The sequence below is a fragment of the Enterococcus sp. LJL90 genome (assembly GCF_056924355.1).
The window spans coordinates 31709-50251 of the sequence record NZ_JBXPBQ010000012.1; the positions used below are offsets into that span (position 1 = coordinate 31709).

At 35.5% G+C, this 18543-nt stretch carries 22 protein-coding genes; 18 read left to right on the forward strand and 4 right to left on the reverse strand.

What is annotated here, in order from left to right; genetic code table 11:
- Positions 1-24: 24 nt before the first annotated feature.
- The 14 genes from ssb (at position 25) to AC1Z3S_RS18220 (ending at position 9608) form a co-directional block, all read left to right on the forward strand.
- A complete protein-coding gene (ssb, locus tag AC1Z3S_RS18155) occupies positions 25-507 on the forward strand; it encodes a single-stranded DNA-binding protein (RefSeq protein ID WP_461741533.1) in 483 nt (160 codons plus the stop codon).
- 103 nt (positions 508-610) lie between these two features.
- Entirely contained in the window at positions 611-862 is a 252-nt protein-coding gene (locus AC1Z3S_RS18160) for a hypothetical protein (protein WP_461741534.1), read from the forward strand.
- A gap of 48 nt (positions 863-910) precedes the next feature.
- Positions 911-1138, forward strand: coding sequence for a hypothetical protein (locus tag AC1Z3S_RS18165; protein WP_461741535.1), 228 nt, complete (start codon positions 911-913; stop codon positions 1136-1138).
- A 276-nt stretch (positions 1139-1414) separates the two neighbouring features.
- Entirely contained in the window at positions 1415-1879 is a 465-nt protein-coding gene (locus AC1Z3S_RS18170) for a JAB domain-containing protein (protein ID WP_461741536.1), read from the forward strand.
- Positions 1880-1939: 60 nt separating this feature from the next.
- Entirely contained in the window at positions 1940-2350 is a 411-nt protein-coding gene (locus AC1Z3S_RS18175; RefSeq protein WP_461741537.1) for a Cas9 inhibitor AcrIIA9 family protein, read from the forward strand.
- A 74-nt stretch (positions 2351-2424) separates the two neighbouring features.
- A complete protein-coding gene (locus AC1Z3S_RS18180; protein WP_461741538.1) occupies positions 2425-3714 on the forward strand; it encodes a PcfJ domain-containing protein in 1290 nt (429 codons plus the stop codon).
- A gap of 85 nt (positions 3715-3799) precedes the next feature.
- Positions 3800-4222: a hypothetical protein gene (locus tag AC1Z3S_RS18185; RefSeq protein ID WP_461741539.1), complete on the forward strand. Its 423-nt coding sequence runs from the start codon at positions 3800-3802 to the stop codon at positions 4220-4222.
- Positions 4223-4340: 118 nt separating this feature from the next.
- A complete protein-coding gene (gene pepG1, locus AC1Z3S_RS18190) occupies positions 4341-4484 on the forward strand; it encodes a type I toxin-antitoxin system toxin PepG1 (RefSeq protein ID WP_461741540.1) in 144 nt (47 codons plus the stop codon).
- A gap of 149 nt (positions 4485-4633) precedes the next feature.
- On the forward strand, positions 4634-5029 hold the full coding sequence (locus AC1Z3S_RS18195) for a BlaI/MecI/CopY family transcriptional regulator (RefSeq protein ID WP_461741541.1): 396 nt from the start codon (positions 4634-4636) through the stop codon (positions 5027-5029).
- Between the two features lie 299 nt (positions 5030-5328).
- The gene (locus tag AC1Z3S_RS18200; protein ID WP_461741542.1) at positions 5329-5712 is read left to right on the forward strand and encodes a MarR family winged helix-turn-helix transcriptional regulator; all 384 of its coding nucleotides are present in this window, start codon (positions 5329-5331) and stop codon (positions 5710-5712) included.
- 1 nt (position 5713) lies between these two features.
- On the forward strand, positions 5714-6178 hold the full coding sequence (locus AC1Z3S_RS18205) for a GNAT family N-acetyltransferase (protein ID WP_461741543.1): 465 nt from the start codon (positions 5714-5716) through the stop codon (positions 6176-6178).
- A 402-nt stretch (positions 6179-6580) separates the two neighbouring features.
- Entirely contained in the window at positions 6581-7171 is a 591-nt protein-coding gene (locus tag AC1Z3S_RS18210; protein ID WP_461741544.1) for a DUF1989 domain-containing protein, read from the forward strand.
- A gap of 446 nt (positions 7172-7617) precedes the next feature.
- On the forward strand, positions 7618-8163 hold the full coding sequence (locus AC1Z3S_RS18215) for an RNA polymerase sigma factor (RefSeq protein ID WP_461741545.1): 546 nt from the start codon (positions 7618-7620) through the stop codon (positions 8161-8163).
- A complete protein-coding gene (locus AC1Z3S_RS18220; protein WP_461741546.1) occupies positions 8160-9608 on the forward strand; it encodes a hypothetical protein in 1449 nt (482 codons plus the stop codon). The genes AC1Z3S_RS18215 and AC1Z3S_RS18220 overlap by 4 nt, the downstream gene beginning before the upstream one ends.
- Before the next feature lie 379 nt (positions 9609-9987).
- Here the strand turns inward: AC1Z3S_RS18220 and AC1Z3S_RS18225 are convergent, their stop codons facing one another.
- Positions 9988-10167, reverse strand: a complete 180-nt coding sequence (locus AC1Z3S_RS18225) for a GNAT family N-acetyltransferase (RefSeq protein WP_461741547.1) — start codon at positions 10165-10167, stop codon at positions 9988-9990.
- Here AC1Z3S_RS18225 and AC1Z3S_RS18230 point away from each other — a divergent pair.
- Both AC1Z3S_RS18230 and AC1Z3S_RS18235 read left to right on the forward strand, forming a co-directional pair.
- Entirely contained in the window at positions 10167-10448 is a 282-nt protein-coding gene (locus tag AC1Z3S_RS18230; RefSeq protein WP_461741548.1) for a hypothetical protein, read from the forward strand. The genes AC1Z3S_RS18225 and AC1Z3S_RS18230 overlap by 1 nt on opposite strands.
- 295 nt (positions 10449-10743) lie before the next feature.
- Positions 10744-11298, forward strand: coding sequence for a histidine phosphatase family protein (locus AC1Z3S_RS18235; protein WP_461741549.1), 555 nt, complete (start codon positions 10744-10746; stop codon positions 11296-11298).
- 328 nt (positions 11299-11626) lie between these two features.
- Here AC1Z3S_RS18235 and AC1Z3S_RS18240 read toward each other — a convergent pair whose 3' ends face one another.
- Complete coding sequence (locus AC1Z3S_RS18240) at positions 11627-12952, reverse strand: family 4 glycosyl hydrolase (RefSeq protein ID WP_461741550.1); 1326 nt, start codon at positions 12950-12952, stop codon at positions 11627-11629.
- An 11-nt stretch (positions 12953-12963) separates the two neighbouring features.
- Entirely contained in the window at positions 12964-13776 is an 813-nt protein-coding gene (locus AC1Z3S_RS18245) for a carbohydrate deacetylase (RefSeq protein ID WP_461741551.1), read from the reverse strand.
- 151 nt (positions 13777-13927) lie between these two features.
- Here AC1Z3S_RS18245 and AC1Z3S_RS18250 point away from each other — a divergent pair, with 151 nt between their 5' ends.
- On the forward strand, positions 13928-14647 hold the full coding sequence (locus AC1Z3S_RS18250) for a MurR/RpiR family transcriptional regulator (protein WP_461741552.1): 720 nt from the start codon (positions 13928-13930) through the stop codon (positions 14645-14647).
- Positions 14648-14702: 55 nt separating this feature from the next.
- Here the strand turns inward: AC1Z3S_RS18250 and AC1Z3S_RS18255 are convergent, their stop codons facing one another.
- Complete coding sequence (locus AC1Z3S_RS18255) at positions 14703-16703, reverse strand: glucose PTS transporter subunit IIA (RefSeq protein WP_461741553.1); 2001 nt, start codon at positions 16701-16703, stop codon at positions 14703-14705.
- Between the two features lie 205 nt (positions 16704-16908).
- Here AC1Z3S_RS18255 and AC1Z3S_RS18260 point away from each other — a divergent pair, with 205 nt between their 5' ends.
- Positions 16909-18297: a family 16 glycosylhydrolase gene (locus AC1Z3S_RS18260; RefSeq protein WP_461741554.1), complete on the forward strand. Its 1389-nt coding sequence runs from the start codon at positions 16909-16911 to the stop codon at positions 18295-18297.
- Positions 18298-18543 lie beyond the last annotated feature (246 nt).

Genomic DNA, 18543 nt, shown 5'->3' on the forward strand with positions numbered 1-18543 from the left:
AATTATAGAAAAGAGGACATTATCATGTTAAACAATTCAAATCTAATCGGAAGACTGACCAAAGAAGTTGATTTCAAGTACACGCCAACAGGGAAAGAAGTAGGGACATTTACCTTAGCTGTCACTCGTAACTTTAAGAATGCACAAGGCGAACGTGACTCTGATTTTATCAATTGCGTTATTTGGGGTAAGGCAGCCGTTACCTTAGCCGAACATACCACCAAAGGCTCCCTCATTAGTGTGACAGGGCGCTTACAGTCCAGACAATACGAAAACAAAGAGAACGTTAAAGTATTCGTCACAGAATTAATCGTAGAAAACTTTGGCTTTTTAGAACCCAATGAAACGTTAAATAAACGCAAATCTGCCAAAGCAGCCGATAAACAAGCTCAACCCGCAGGCAACCCACAAGCCAACACGGCTCAAGTAGCGGAAGAACAGCCGTATGGCTATGACAATGTAGAACCCCATTACATTGACATTCCAGATTCAGAATTGCCGTATTAACAAACGTGTTCCTTATGCCAAGAAAACCTCTTGGCATAAGGAATTTATATGTGACATGGAAGCACTAGACTATCCAATATAGGATAAGGAAAGGACAATGAACATGAGGGCAATTAACATAATAGATAGATTTACCGAAAAAGAAATTCAACTCGTCATTGAGGACATTCAAACAGCTGCTAAGACACCAGACTTTATGAAAGTAGTGGCGCCTGAAAGCTACGAACTACAAGCAGATGGAACTATACGAGGAGAAGAGTCCGGCGAAGCTCTTTATACAGCGCAAGCACCTCTAGATGACCATGACGCACTCTTACATGAACTAGCAGAAGCAATGATTGACCTGTCACTTTAACACCCAATTCTATTAAAAAGGAACGTGGTTAGTCTTAGGGTCACCAACATGTTTGACCCTAAGACTGTACATATAGAGAAAAGATTGTTCTTCGTTGGCGGTGCAGTTGCCCGCCACTCAACCCGAACAACTTTTACACTTGCTGGCTCACGCCTTCTTTCTGCCAAACCCGTGCAGAAAGAACCGCAATTATTGGAAGAAAAAGCCCTTCTCTTCCTCTATGGCCCGCTGTCACGTCTCGTCACGTTTTATTGGTGGCATTCTATCGTCGAGTAAGAAGTTTGCGGGGTGATTGAACCTATCACAACCGCTACAAAACGCAAGGGTAAATGGTACGAGCAAGCTCGCCCTTGCGTTTTGAATCGGCCGTGATTGGTTGGCCTCACACCCGAAACCTCAACTCGTCGAAAAGAATGTACCCAAAATTTACAAACGAAAGGAGACTTTTTACAGCGATCCATGAAGAGAAGGAAAATCAAAACCCCACCCTTTCCTAATCTGAACAAAATGAATGACTGTTCAAAAAAAGAAAAAAACGAGGAGTGACCTATGATGACAGAAAAAATGAAACAGGTAATCAAAATCGAACAAAAATTTATCGCAGAAGAACGGAGTTTCTACCGTGTCACAACATCTTTATCACTAGCTGACTTTATTTCCAAGGAAATTGGCAACAATGCTTCTGAATCGCTTTTTGTAGCGTGTGTCAATACACGCAACCAGATTATAGCGTATACAGAGCTATTCAAAGGGTCGATTAATCGCTCGATTGCACACCCTAGAGAAGTATTCATGTTTGGCTTATTAAACAATGCCAGTCACCTTGTACTAGGGCATAATCACCCTAGCCAAGATACGACACCTAGCGAAGCAGATAAGGAAATGACAACACGCATGAAAACGTGTGGGGAATTGATGGGAATCCCGATTTTAGACCATATTATTGTGTCTAGTACCCCTACAAAATACTATTCTTTTCGAGAAGAAGGCTTTTTCAACCAAGATTATCCCTTCTAGTAAGTATGGCGTTGAGACTCCCTCAACGCCTACTCTTAAAAAACGTGAGGAGTGAGCAAGATGAGTGAAACACTGAAAGACAGAGCCGTAATTAAAATGATGGGGGAAATGACGGAAAGCCATTCAGCTTATGAAGATGTGGTGCATAATTGGTTATGTGACCAAGAAGATGACCCGCTGTTTGCGGGCGTGCTGACCGAAGGAAAAACCATTAAACAAGCATGGGCGTATTGTTACCAAGAAGCCTCGAAAGTAAAACAAGGCAATGTCGCCATGATTTCAGACGACACCGTTTTTCAATGGGTCAGAGACTACTTTCTCAAACAAGAGGAACCTGTACAGCCTACGACACCACCTAACCAAAACAAGGTGACGAGTCACCCCATGCCAAAGGTGACCGCTACCGTTTCTACTCTATCTACTACTGAAAGGGGGGAAGAAGAACAATTGAGTTTGTTCGATATGTTATGAAAAAACGACCTGAAACTTATATTCGTCAGCGCTTGACGCCACCTAAAGACTTCTTTAGGTGGTGCGACAGCCAAATGAGAGTCTATGAATGGCGGAATAAATCACAAACCATACGCTCCTCTGATAGACAATCTGAACATGTAATGAAAAAGCGGTTGATGACCACGACAACCCTCACGTTTTTCGATAAATTCTATAGTTTTGCGATTATTCTCGTCACGTCGAAACGGATAGAAATGCAAAGCTATGCCTACTGGGTCACGATTAAAGACGGGAAGGAACACATTGAGAGTGAACTGGTCAACTTTGAACACTACGCCAATGATGAAATTGTCCGACTAGGAAGCTATGGCGGGCGCTTTTCAGAAGGGCTGGTTTCCAACTATGGCATGATGAGTAGTGCGTACACCAACACGTTGTTTTATCCAAATAATTGGCAAGAGAAACTAGCGACTTGTTCCCAATTACGTTATGTGAAGTTGGCACAGGTAGACTTTCGTCACATACGTTATCTCTACCAATACAGAAGGGAGATTGAATTTTTACAAAAAATCAAGGCGAGTAACATGGCAGAGGAAGTCTATTGGCATTCTCAAGTAGATATGCGGACAATTAATCTGACATGGCTTAAGAAACACAAACCGTTTATCCGCAACACTGACAAGAGTTTTGCGGAGTATGAACTGGAACAGCGAATAAAGAAACGACAGGGGTCACTTGTCGCAGGAGCGGAACGCTACCTAACCTTTCATGACATTAACAAGATTCCTAAAGGCGTTGGCATGGTGAAGTTTCAGCATTGGGTCATCAAAAACAGTATCCATATGGCTACCTATTTTGACTATCTTCACGTCTTGCATGACCTTGGTCTCAACCCAGACAATAACGAAAACTTGATTCTCCCTAAGTCATTACAACAAGCCCATGACAACGCTGTTCAACAATTAAATGAATTGAACAGAGAGAAAGAGCGTCTTGAAAATGAACGCCTTCAGCAAGACTATGAACGCTCTTTAGTGACAAGAAGACGTTTAGAAAAAGAACTGGATGGCTTTGTCTTTCTACTACCAAAAGAATTAAACGATATTATCACGGAAGGCTACCAGCTTCACCATTGCGTTGGGTCTAGCCACTATCTGAAACGTCATCGGACAGGAGACATCACTATTCTGTTTGTTCGTAAGAAGGAAGCGCCCCATACGCCGTATTTCACCCTAGAATATCGAGGCAATCAAATTGTCCAACTGAGAGGCAAACACAACCAAAGCCCTGACGAACGGCTTCAAGCTGTTGCAGAGGAGTGGCTACAGCAAGTCACTCAACACAACCCACACGACACCTCTTATGTGCAAGAAGTGGCGTAATTAGACAGGAAAGCCAATTGGACAGAGATACCCTTGTCCTTTGGCTAACCTGCATATTATACTAAAAGAAAAGAGGGGGATTTTTATGAACACCAGAGAATTGACTGTTATCACCAATCCAAAATTTTACGAGTATACGACGATTGAGAAATTATCGCAGATGAATCTAGTTGAGTTAACCATTTGTTTGTCTTTACTTCGCAAGGAACAACGAAGACTCAAGGAAAAAGTCTATGTACGGGGTATGTATTACCGGGCGACCGCAGAAGAAGTGGACAAAGAGAGCGAACAAGCGGCAACCGCCTACCGTGAGGAACTAGAGCAGCTGTTTTATGACAAGCAAGGGTTTATTCCGACCCGTATTTTGGCTGAACAGATTGAGTTTTTAAAGAAAAAACACCAGCAATGTAATCGGAAAATTGAGGAGAACCAACGAAAGAAAACGAAACCTGACAAACCCATTCTGTATGATTTTCCCGAAACAGACGACCAGTATATAGATGATTAAAAATTGACCGCAACATCAAAAAGTCCTGTCATAAAGCTACATGACAAGGACTTTTTTTGATATACTAAACAGGTAGAAAAGTTATGACGGTGGCTATCTTTGAGAGGTGGTGGTGCTTATGAATGTAAGTGCTGAAATCTACGAAAGGAGACGCCTTTTGTCTGCATTAGAGACAATTCAATTGTTATTGAGTTTTGGTATGTTTACCATTGCCTTGATAAAATTGATTGTGGACTTGCTTAAACACGACAAAAAAAAATAACCGTCAACTTTAGCCAGTTCGGTTATTTTTAAATAATATGAAAAGCTACCGTCTTAAACGGTTCTACATGGAGGGCATATTCGCGTATGTCCTCTTTTGTTGTCTTTATTTTAGCACAAAAATGAATTTATGGAAAGGAAAGGAATAAAGTGGAACGCCTTACAATCAAAGAAAGACAAATACTAGAAACATTTTGGCATAATGACCAAAGTCTGTCTGTATCAGACGTAAGTTTGTTGCTGCCGGAAGAAAGTAAACATACGGTTACAGCTGTTATTACCAAACTACTGAAGAAAGGATACCTTAAGATTGATACGGTCGAAATTTATGGTAAAAGTTTAGCACGGAAGTTTGTGCCTACCCTTTCTGAGGCTAGCTATCTTTTGGCCGTACTACCTTCTAAGACAGTCTTGAAAGTGGTGCTTCAATATATCCGACATATTGATGATCTAGACTACTTAAACAAGTTGGAACACAAACTTCGACTTAGAACAACAAAAAACCACTTAGCTGTCAATAAACTACCTCTAACTTCTAAAGTTTAAAAAGACTTGCACATTATATTTTTAAAATTAGAAGACAGAGTAATTAAAAATTCACAAGCAATTACCCGCAAGATGTTGTTCTTGCGGGATTATTTTGATAGGTTAAATTAAGTGAACTTGTCATTGAATACCAAATAACGTTTTTTAGAAAAATGAGAATATTTCTCGTCATTTGATATAGTTGACAAAATCAACTATAATACGAAATGTAACGTTAATCTGAAAGATTGGGGTGAGTCATTATAAAAATTGATGGAACAGAGGAGATAAGGTCTTTTAATCGTGTCTACATGCCTTTCATGAGTTTACTTAAAAATAAATATTTGAATTCCAATTATTCTATAACCGAAGCACGTGTTCTTTTTGAAGTATATATGCATGATGAATGTACTTCCTCTTTTATTGTAAAGTCTTTGAACATTGACAAAAGCTACCTAAGCCGTATCGTCAAGAATTTTGAAGGCGAAGGGTACCTTACAAAAAGACCTTCTTGTAAAGATAGTCGATCATATACACTCTCTTTAACAAATAAGGGAGAATTAAAAGTAAAAGATTTTATAAAAAAATCAGATATTGAAATACAGGATAAATTCAAAGACATATGTGAAGAAGATCAAACAGAATTTCTAAAAGCAATAAAAATATTGACAAATATTATAGTTAAAAGCTTGGGGGAAAACTAAAATGAAAATAGTTACATATAAAATGGCGTATAAAGATGAATTTATAGAGATGAACAAAGCTTGGATTGCTAAAATGTTTGTGATTGAAACTGAAGATTTGCGAGAATTGGAAAATATAGAAAGCTATATTGAAGCGGGTGGTCAAATTTTTTTCGCAATTAATGAAGATGATATTATTATGGCATGTTGTATGATTGCTCCGAGAGATGATGGAGATTGGGAAATCATGAAATTTGCAGCAAAAGAAGCTTATTCAGGTTCTGGAGCAGGAAGTGCTTGTTTGGAAGCCTGCATTGATTATGCTAGACAAAAAAAAATCCAAAAATTATTAATTGTCACAAATACAAACTGCATTCAAGCAATACATTTGTATAAAAAATTTGGATTTTCCGAAATTCCTGTTGACAAAGAAAAATTCCCATTTGATAGGGCGAACATTGCATTTGAGAAAAAGTTTATTTCCTAACGGATTCTTTATTGAAATCCTTACATATTTTATACCACTTAGAATTTCTTAAAACATGTGATAGGATAAATATTTTTTATATTTTTAGTTTTGCTTAACAGTAAAAGTTATATTTCCTTACAAATGGTAAAAAATAGATTTGCTATTTACTCTAAAGAAATATCTGGTATTGAGAGGGGGGTTCCCAAATGAAAAAGATTAAGCAACTATTGTCTGCCGTATTCGAAGGACTAGACTTCTATGGTATTGCGATTCAATTTTTTTATAAAAAAGCCAATCAACATAAATAAATTTTAAAACACTAGCTGATCTAAGTTGTAATTCTTCCACTTATATATTCAAACAAAAGCATAAGATCCATATGTTAAACTGTATATATTAAAAAGAGAATGGAGACATTGCATGATTAAGGAACAAGTTGTTAAACCAAAAACAGGCTTTAGCACCTTAGTAAAAAAAGGACAACTGATAGAAATCATTGATTTAGAAGGAAAGCAAGTTGTAGATTTTTTCGCTACAAATCAATTAACCTCAAAAGAATATTTATCTGCAGGCGTAACTATTGATTGTAACGACACCTTAAAAATCAGTATAGGAGATTCTATTTACAGTAATTTGTATAACAAGATGTTTACAATTATAGAAGATGACGTGAAAGAGCATGACTTACTTCACCCTTGTTGCAGACCAGAAATGTATAATTTCTTTTACGGGAATGGTGAAAACCATCCAAGCTGTTTAGCAAACATCAATAAATCCCTTAGCGAAAATTTCGATACAAAAAAAGCTCAAATTACTCCTTTCAATATTTTTATGCACACTAAAATTTTACCTAATGGAAAAATTACGGTTGAGGAACCAGTTTCAAAACCCGGTGATAAGATAATTTTAAGAGCTGAAATGGATATTTTGCTCTCTATTGCTGCATGTAGCGTTTCAGAAAGTAAATGTAATGGAGAAAAATGCACCCCAATCAAAATAATCATAAAGTAATTATATCCTTTAATTTATCATGTTAGTCCATTAAAAATGGATTTCATATACTCAAATAGTCAATCAATTTCCCATCAGTACCCAATTTCTTTAGCAGATAGTGACTTTTTATAACAAGTCCTCACTTTTCTTCCTGAAAAATTTCACAAACTTATTTGAGGGAGGAATCGCGACTTGCTCACGTTTCAAAATGTCAAAACAGCTCGATTTCAGAAATTCACAAGGAAACGCCCGTCAGACGCTGGTCTGGCGGGCTACTTGGTTTAATCGGCATTATGTCAACGAGGAGTTCAAATAACAAGAATATAAATCTGTAAACAAGGTTTCGTTTCTTTTTGTTCAAAAATTTTTTTATTACCAGAATCTTACGCTATAAAAAAAATACCTCGATTTAAGTCTTTTTGTAACTTTACTTTGTATATATATATGAAAGGGGGATTTCATAAATGATGATAGAGAATCTTGCTGAAAACAATGGAGATGAATTAACGGACTTATTTCAAGAATATTCTAAGCTGTTATATGCGGTGGCATTATCAATCTTAGGCCGTCATGCCAGCAAAGAAGACGTAGAAGAATTGGTGAGTGATGTTTTTTTGCGCTACTGGAAAAATCAAAGTAATTACAATCCGCAAAAGGGATCTTTAAAGACTTATCTAGCGTTATTAACGAAAAGTATGAGCTTAAACAAGCTCAAGCAAAACAAACGCCTATTTGAAAAAATCACCGATTTTCCATTAGAGGATTTACCGGAGGAGGAAAAAGAAAATGCAGATATTTGGGATATCTTTTTTGAAGCCTTGTTATTGATTGATGAGCCGACAAAGGAAATTTGCCTGCAGCGATTTTTTTATGAACTAAAACCGAAAGTCATTGCTGAAAATATGGGAATGGATTTGAAGGAAGTTAAAAATCGTCTGTACCAAGGAAAGAAAAAAATTCGTAAAGAGATGGAATTTTTATTATTAGCCCAAGGAGGTCTAAACAAATGAAAGCATACGAAGAGTTACCCTTAAGCCGCCTATCCGATGAAAGCTTGGATCAATTCATCACCATGATGGGGCATCAATTTGACACTACTAGTGAAAAAAATATCCAGCAACGGGTTCTATCAGCTGGAGAAAAGCTTACTTGGTTAGATAAAATTCGCTGTTCTAAGCGAAATTTAACGCTTGTTGTTGCACTGACTAGTTTTTTTATAATTCCAGGAACAGTTTATGGGGCCAGTAAAGTTTGGCAAACGTACTTTTCACAACATAATTTTAGCAGCCTGATTTCAATTACTAATCAGGATAAAAAGCAAGAGAAAGAATATCGCTTAGAAGTCAATTATTTGCCGGAAGGTTTGCGACCAATTTCTCAGAATGAGGGGGAAGTACCGGCAAAATTTTATAATCCAGATGTTACTGATGCGACTATCTCCACTCTACTGCTGAAAATTGATGAGGGGCAGACAGATCTAGAAACTCTTTACACCGATACGGCTGAAGAAATGGTGCTGGCTGGTCGTAAGGTCTGGATGATTAATCAAAAAGCAAATGAAGCGTCAGACAGTCTGAATCGTACGGCTTATGTTCTTTTCGAAGAAGAAGGATATGTGCTACAGATGTATATCGGCAATGATATTCCTGAGTCAGAGCTGCTTGAAGTTGTTCGAAATCTCGATTTGGTTCCAGCAGGTGGTGGTCCCGCATCAAATTCTTATCTAATTTCAGAATTTGCGGAAGAAACAGAAAAAGTCAGCGCTGAGGCACCGTGTCGCATACCAACAGATAGCGACTTAATTAAAAAAGTAGGTGAAGAGCAGCATTTCAGCCTGAATCAACAGCAGGATGATAAGACGGATTTTGCCTTGACAGTCAATGATGTGACGGTTAGTGACAACTTATTTGAGGTTGAAAACGCTGATAGTGACTGGTCCGTACAAGATAGTTTTAATCGCTTAAAAGAGGATAACTTGGTTGATGACACAGGCTATTTCTTACCTTACACGGCTACCCTTTATAACCGTGGGGACGGGAAGGATACTTTGGATACAGTGGCCGCCCAAACACAAGACCAAATGAAGCTGGTTAAACTAAATGTTACCTTGAAAAATTTAAGTTCAGCAACGTTTTCTGATTTTTATTTTCAAGCCAATGCATCAATCTTAACAGCGATAGATGGTTTCTATCAGCCAAAATATCTCTTGGATTGGGAGCAACAGTATGCGCAGATTGGTTATCAAAATTCTCTTGATATTGTCTATCTTAGCAATCATGGTGAGGGGAAAGGATATCTCAATATAGGATCTATTTCCGGTCAAGAAGCAATCACGTTTGAGTTTGGGTACTTGGTTCCTGCTAGTGATGTTACCAGTTTATTTTTAGATGCGCCCGCTTATAATTACGAAGACGACTATGAAAATCAGAGTGAACGAGTTAAATTATTCGAGTAAAGATAGCTCGTCGGCAAAGTACCTATCAACGCAATTAGCTTTCACCACTTAATTTAACCTGAAACTGCATAATATTTAAAAAGGTTCTTCGAAAATAAAATAACTTATTTTTTAAGTGTTCTTAGAAATTAAATCGCTGGACATACAAAAAAACTACTTGTTATAACATAATTTATTTAAATCTAAGAAGCCAGTGCAATCAATGAACTGGCTTCTTTTATAATACGCATTATGTCGACTTGTTGGTTAAATAACTATTCTTACTTTTTCTCCAATCCTGTCTAAGCAAAGAAAAATTTTCTAAATCGTGAAATTTAGCGAATCTAAATATTTCTTGCTTTAAAGTTCCTTCGTGTTTCAAACCTAGTTTATTGTATAGCTATATTGCGTTTGGATTAAATGAAAATACTTGTAATTTTATTTTGTTCATTGGTATATACATAAATAAAAAATTAATTAGTATCTCCATTGCTTCTTGTCCATACCTATTTCCTCTTACGGTATTAGAAATGGAGATTCCTATCTCGCAATTTTGGTTCTCATAATTAACAGAATACATTGAAATCGACCCTACTATATGAAGTCAGACAAATTGATACTGCTAAATTTTCAGATATTGACACAGTAACAGTGTCAGACATACTAAAATTATTGGAAAAGAAAAAATTAGTTCAAAGAATGAATCCAAAAAATGATACTAGGGCTAAAGTTGTTGATTTAACCCCTAACGGTTTAATCACAACTCAAAAAGCAACTGAAGTTGTTGAATCAATCGACTTGGAATTTTTTAATGTATTAAAACAAAATGAGGAGCAGTTTTTATTATTCCTAAAAGATTGATTTGATAGAAAGTCTTTGTATAAAATCAATTAAAAATTAATGTCAACTTATTCTTTAAGTAAATTCAGATTTAAATAAGAATACCAAGTAAAAAAACGATTTTTTTCTGTAGATCGTTTTTTTTGCTTGGTATAAGGAAAATTATGTAAAGTAAGTGGCATAAAAGTGAGGTTTCAAAACAAATTGCAGTGTTTTAATTTCAACAATTATATAATCTAATTTTATATCAACATCGTGTCGCCTTTTGTAAAGATTGTTTAAATAGTGTGATAAACTAAAAAAAAGGGGGGGTTGCATGAAAAAAGTTTACTTTGTTCGTCATTCTATACGAGCTTTTAAAGAAAAAAACGATAGAGAAGATCCTTTAACAACAAGAGGCCTAGAGCTATCTGAAGGTTTAACGAACTTTTTCGTTGATAAAAAAATTTCTAAAATATATAGTAGTCCATTTTTAAGAACAATTCAGACGATTACTCCCACTTCGAACTTACTTGACTTGCCAATAATACAGGTTGAAGATTTGAAAGAACGAGCTGTTGGTAAATGGATTGACAACTTTTCTGAATATTCAGCCCAACAGTGGAAAGATTTTTCTTTTAAGTTAGAAAATGGGGAATCATTGAGGGATGTACAAAATCGCATAGTAAGAGCTTATGAAAAAATTCTCAGTCAAAAAGGGAATGATATTATCATTTGTGGCCATAGTACTGCCTTTGCGGCGTTATTCCATTATTTATTAAAGGGAAATTATGGCATTGATGAACTATCAAGAATGAAAATGCCAGATATATTTTTAGGACAATATGAAGGAGATAAACTAATTGGATTGAATCACCAAGTAGTCTATTAGAAATATTCCCTAGTTTTACTTGGCATAACATGATCTATGTAAAGTAAAAGCCAACTCTGCGAGTTGGCTTCCCACAGTAGAACATCCATCAGGTGTCATCAATTCTGTGTTTCTAATTCTTTCTAGATAAAAGAAACCTTATTAATGAATATAAATTATCAATAGATTAATAATCTTTCTTATCATAGTAGCTAAAAAAGATATTGTAAAAACAATTGATTCGAATTTACCATTCTTATTTAGAATTCAATCGATCAATTCCTCTTGTGATTATCTAATACGAATTTCACTATAATAATTTGCTATAATCAAGCTACATGTAACTGATTTACTTTAACTCTGGCCACCACTGTTTATTAGCAGCGTATAAATCGTCTAGTACTGCTTTCCCAACATTATAGTTGGGTACAGTTTTATTTAACATAACTGCTTCTAAAGCGACCTGATAAGAACCAGTTAGAGCAGCTTTGACAGTCATTTTTTCGTATGCTTTTTGCATTTCCATTAAACCTTTTTGGAAGGTTGGTATTTCGCCTACTACAATAGGTTCTGCACCCGAAGCTCCTACATAAGCAGGTAACTCAACTACGGCTTTTGGATCAAAATTTGAAATAGAACCATTATTAGAAATGTTGACAGTAAAACGTTCTCTAGTATCATGAATAATCGCATTACAAATATCTACAATATAGTTACCATGAACTCCAGCATGCAAGTTGGAGTCTTTTGCTGTACCGTTTGCAATAACTCGTGCACACTCTTCATATATACGTTTCTCTCTACCACTGGTAACATAGTCTCCTCTAGTAAAGCTAGGATCATCATGCATGACCATTTCATCTGGTGTCAAGTAATATTGTAAATAACAATTCGGAAAATAATCAGGAAATAGTTTAAATAATTTAATCATCTGTTTATAAGTATCGATCCAATATTGATCTCCAATTGTTTCATCATTTGACATTATCAGTGTATCGATTTTACCAGATAGAACATCTTCTCTTAACCTGGGTAATAAATCTGTACCATCTTTATCAATAATATTCGTCCACCAACCAAAGTGATTGAGGCCAAAGTATTTAAATGTTAAATTGCGTAAGTTCTTATTAAAATATTTGGCAATAGCTCCCTCAATTGATATAGGCATGTCACAGATGCATAAGCATTTAGCATCTGGAAACTCACTATAAATTGCTTCAGAAAGAATTGCTTCAGGGTTTGTATAATTCAAAATCCAGGCTTCAGGACACAACTCTTTAACTTTACGAATAATTTCTATGACTGCTGGAATTACTCGCATTGCGAATGAAAAACCACCTAATCCACATGTTTCTTGGCCAACGACACCATGATTTAAACAAATTTTTTCATCCACCGCACGTTGAGCATTCAAACCTGGTCGAATTTGCATAAAAAGAAAATTAGCATTGCTAAGTGCTTTATTAATATCCGTTGTATAGTTGACAATAACTTTAGAGTTAGTCTCGGCATAATACATTTTAGTGTATTGTCCTAATAAGTTTACACGTTTTTCATCAATATCATATAAGACAAGCTCACTTAAATCTAACTCTTTCGCTCTTTGACGTAGTACTTCTAAGATGCCAGGGGATTGTGTAGATCCTCCGCCGACCATTACAAATTTATTGCCCATTATATTTCCTCCTAAACAGTTATAGCTTGTTTTTTTACTACCGTCTTATAATTTACTAATTGAAATTTAAAGAAATGAATTAATTTTTTTAAATCTGGATCAGTTAAGATTTCAACTTCTCGCATTCTTGCAAGATTAAAAGATGAATGCGTATAAAGATATTCATCAACAAATGCAGGATGTACCATCAATTCAAGAATTTGGCTTGTTTTTCCTCTTTCAAAGACTGCTTCAATCTCTGAGAAACAAGCAGTCTTTATAGTTGAATACACAGATGATATATCACGTATAGCTTCCGTGTTCATCATGTCTAGTAATAAATCATTCACATGATCAAATCTAAAGGCTTCAAAATTCTCCGTACCAAATGAATTTCTAAATGGTAATCCATATTTTTTCGAAATTTTCATTGTAATACTTTGATTCTCTTGAAAAAAATGAGTATGATGATGGGAATCAAAGTGAGTAAGATGCACATCCTTGCTAAGTAAGTATTCGATTTGTGTACACCACTCATCATAAATCTCTTCATCTAAATAAGTATTTCGCATTTTAGAGTAGTCACATAGATTATAAAAATTTCCATTAGTGTCTTGTAAGCTTCTACATTGGCTTCGAAGTGGCTGTCCGCTGGTTAACACAAGGTGGCAACCTATGCCGAGATTAGGATGTTGTTTCGATAGTTCTATAGCTTCTTCAGTGCCGGGCATATTGGCCATCAAGGTGGTTGAAGTTAATACACCATTTTTGTGTGCTTGAATAATTCCAGCATTCACAGCTGGGCTGTAACCAAAATCATCTGCATTTATAATTAATTGTTTCAAATCAATACCTTCTTTCTTAGAAAATTTGTTTCAGGTTGTTGTTGTTCTGCAAATAGAGTATAGTATAGAAAAATAACGTAAACAATGAATAATAGACATTGAGGTATCGTTTTCAAATATCGGAATTATTTTCATTATAGGAGGAAGCATCATGGGTCTCTACCATATTTCAAGATTACTGCCGAATAATACTTTACGACAAGAGGATGAAGAAATTATTTCGTACTTGATTAAAAAAATTGAAAAAAACCAAGATGTCGATATTCGCACAACTGCCAATGAAAACTTTACCTCTCCTAGTTCTATTTCTCGATTTGCTAGAAGAGCTGGCTTTAATAATTTTAAAGAATTGATTTTTTTCTTAACACTAAAAACAAAAGAAAATCAGCTTATTAAGAAATCATCTACACAGCAGAAGTTTTTAAATACCAAACAAAATTGGGACGAAATTGATGAGATTTTTAATATAATAAAAGAACAAAGACAGGTGTATGTATCTGGTGAAGGATTTTGTGACCTATTAGTAAAGTATGCCTATCGAAAATTATTATTGAAGAAAATTTATGCAATTGATTTGAAAGATATGGAGATTAAATTAGTCTCTGACGACACTTCTAAAAGTCTAATTATTTTTTCTCAATCAGGAGAGAATAGTGACGGACTAAGGCGAATTAAAGAATGCCGTGAATTAGGCGGTAAAATAATCACATTTACCGCTACTCCCAATAGTTCATTTATCAAAGAAGGGGATGCATCTTTTCAAATAGATTCAGAAGCCGGTAATATAAATTCAGAAAATTCTACGTTAAATTATTTTTTTGGTAATTGTCTGAATGCATTAGAGTACCTTTTTGATCGTTATCTTTTTTAAAATAACAGGACTTGTGGGATGATATCTGCCCACGATGTCCTGTCTTCTTTCTTATTTACGACTCAAATGCAATATCATTACAGGTGATTTTTCCTAACTTTGCAATTATCTTTCCTTCTTTTTTTTCGGGAGTCACAACGATAATCATGTCTTCTTTTTGAGCTTCTTTAATTTGTTCAATATCCATCTCAGCCAACAAGTCACCTTGTTGAACAAGTTGACCTTTTGTTACTTTGATACTAAATGGTGCGCCTGCTAAATCAACGGTATCAATCCCCATGTGAATTAAAACTTGTTCACCATTATCCCCCTCTATACCAATAGCATGCAGAGTAGGAAAAATTGTTGTAATATTTCCTTTTATTGGGGCATACACTCTACCGTCGTGATCTTTAATAGCAAAACCATTTCCTAATGACTTATTTGAGAATACTTCATCCGGCACATCTGTAATTTCAATAATTTCACCTTCTGAAGGTGCATAAATTAGATTTTTAATATTTTTTTCTGAGTGCAAATCTATGCTAGCACTCCGTAAATTTTCCACATATGCCTCTAATGACTCACGTAATTCATTAACACCCATTCCAATAATAAGTTGGATATGCTTTTGCTTATCAACTACACCTGAAGAAGGGTACGTTTTTAATAGTTCAATATCTACTTTCTTATCGTCTACCACGTCAAGACGAAGCCGAGTGTAGCAATTATAAATTTCCAGAATATTGTCAACTCCTCCCAATCCTTGAACAATTATCGCAAGACTCTCATCGTTATCCTTTAGTTGAACAGGAGTGTCATTTTTTGATTCTTTTTCAGAAAATTCAGTACCAATCGTGGGCAATTTTAATTTTACAATCAGATATTTAAAAGCAAAATATTCCAGTAATGCGCATACTATGATGATAGGAATAATCGCCCATGTATGACCAAGTTCCATGGGAACAAATAAGGATGGAATAGTTTCAGGAATACTTCCAACCATTACCCTTAATCCGAGTATATTGGCCAGAAAGAAACTAAGTCCAAACAGAAGAGCATGGACTAGCCATAAAACAGGTGCCACAAATAAAAATAGAAATTCTATCGGCTCTGTCACACCAGCTAGAGCAGCCAATATGACTGCTGGGATGACAATTGCTTTGACCTTGACTTTGTTCTCTGGTAGTGCAGTTTTTATAAAAGCAGCAGCGATTGCAATTGGAAAAGCCAAAGGACCAAAGTTTGTCAAAAATCCTATAAACGGACTTAGCTGAGTAACTTGGCTAATATCCCCTAACTGTGCTAGCCATATATTAAAAGCACCGCTCACCGTTTCTCCAGCGACTATAGCGGTCCCTCCCATAGGGGTATAGTACAAAGGCATCCATAATAAATGGTGCATGCCTACTGGTAGTAACATTCTGTTTAAAAAACCGTAAGCAAAGAAACCGAACGGACCTGAGCTAGACATAATAGAAACAGCAGCATTAACACCTGCATTAATCAATGGCCAAATGTAAGTGATTACAATTGCTAATGCAATTGTTGAAAAGATAGCAATTGCATAAGCAAACTTTGTTCCTTCATACGGTGCAAGATATTTATGAAATTTAAAATTGCCAAAACGATTAATGATGAAACCAACCATACACCCTATAATAATTCCCAAGAAAACGCCCATATCATTTACTTGAATTCCCATTACCATATTCTGACCAGTACCAAACAATCCTTGCTCACCAGGTTCAGCTAACCTATTGGTTAAAGCTAACCAAGAATTATTAGCATAGAGGAAAATCATAAAACATGTAATGGCTATTATGGCACCATCTGTTTTCTTTTTGGCTAATGCAGCGGCAATGCCTACACAAAAAATAACTGAAAGTGATCCGATAGCTCCACTGTTAATTATTCCAAAAAAGAAGTTTCCAATTTTTGAAATAACGTCTGGCGCGAATTCCATTCGCATGATAGCAGCGATAGAAATAATTAGACCAGAGACTGCCATAAACATAACTGGCTGAATAATGGCTCTTGCGAAAGTTCGCATAGATTTTTGAATACTTTCTTTCATTTATAACACTCCTTTTTTGATATGAAACATATTAAATACACTTAATTGAAAAAAGCATAATATAAAGAAAGCGCTAACTCAACATATTTGTAAAAGAAAGAAACTACTTTCATTTAATGAATCTAATTCCAATCTTTGTTTGAATAATAGTAAAACAAGTATCAATATGGTAAGTTTTATTCAATAAATGAAAGGGGTTTCAATTATGAAAAAAATATTTTTAAGTTTACTTCTATTAGTTTTTTCTTTAGGATTGGGTGATGTTGTATTCGCCTCAGAAGAAATTCCGCAAAAAGATGGGTATAAACTTGACTTTCATGATGAATTTAATGGTGATAGTCTGGATAGAAGTAAATGGACAGACCGTTATTTACAACATTGGGCAGATACACCTGAAGATGCAGTTGGAAATTACACATTTCAAAATGGCGCTTTAATTCAAAGAATAGAGAAAGATCAGAAAGCATGGTCACCATCTTTAGATAAGGATAATTATGGTTACGCAACCGATGGAGTAAAATCTAGTGCAATTCAATCTTTCAACAAAAATTGGATTCATAATTTTGCTGGTTCTGAGGTATTAATTTCTCCTATACCTAAAGAAGAAGAAATGCTTGGAGATAGTGAGACAGGTGGATATGCCACTACTTATGGCTATTTTGAAATTCGAGCTAAACTCAGTAAATCTACTGGTGGTGGACATCAGGCTTGGTGGCTTGTAGGCATGCAAAATGACACAAACGATTGGGCTAGCTCAAAAGAGACTGGCGAAATAGATATTATTGAAACTTTCTTTGACTACTCCAATAATGTACAGCGACCAGTGGGAACAAAAGGTGTGACGGAGGAAAATAGGAAAAAGGGTATATGGCAAACATGTACTTATGGTTGGAATGATCCGTTCTTTTCTACATCTTGGACAGATAGTACTACATCAACTTCTGGTGGTAATGAGGCGGTAGTTCCGGGAGCTGTAGGATTAGAAAGTTTAACTAATGAATTTCATACTTATGCATTGGATTGGGAACCAGGATCTCTTAAATTTTATTTTGATGGAAAGTTATTTCGACAAATCAATCAGTCACCGGACTATCCTATGGGAATGATTTTAAATATTTACACTGATGCTGGGTCTGGAAAACATAATGAAGAATTTCCTAAGGAATGGGCTATTGATTACGTTCGAGTTTACAAGAAAAAATCAGGATATGAATTGCCCCTCCAAGAGATTAGAAATCGGGATACAACCAGCTATATTAGTTTAGATAGCCAATCCGATAAAATATTAGTCTCAAATAACCCTACTAGCTCCTCAAAATTTACGGTTATACCAAAGGGAGAGTATTTCTTAATTAAAAATAATTTAACAAATGAACTTTTAAATGTCGAAAATCAAAAAGGATATGTTGAACATAGTGACATTCAGCCTACAGCGTATAGTGCACAGTGGAAGAAAGAAAATGTAGATGGATATATACGCTTTGTGAATCGGTGGAAGCCCAATCTAGTTATTCATACAGAAAATAACCTTGGATATTTAGAAGTAGGCAATATCCATCAAGGAGCCTGGAGAAGTCAATGGGTACTTGAATAATGAAATAATCTTTCGGATATGAATGTCACCCATTTTCAACTTTCCATAAATATTTTTCAGAATGCAAAATTGATACTGTATCGTTTTCATATCTAGGAACGTAGGAATCAAGCGTTCCTAGATACAAATATTCAATTAGCAAAAATAATATAAAAACTCAGGGTATTAAGCACAATATCAAAACTAAAGGGCCAAAAGGTATGTAGGTTTCGGGCTGCGGATGTTTTTCTGGACATTTACACTCTA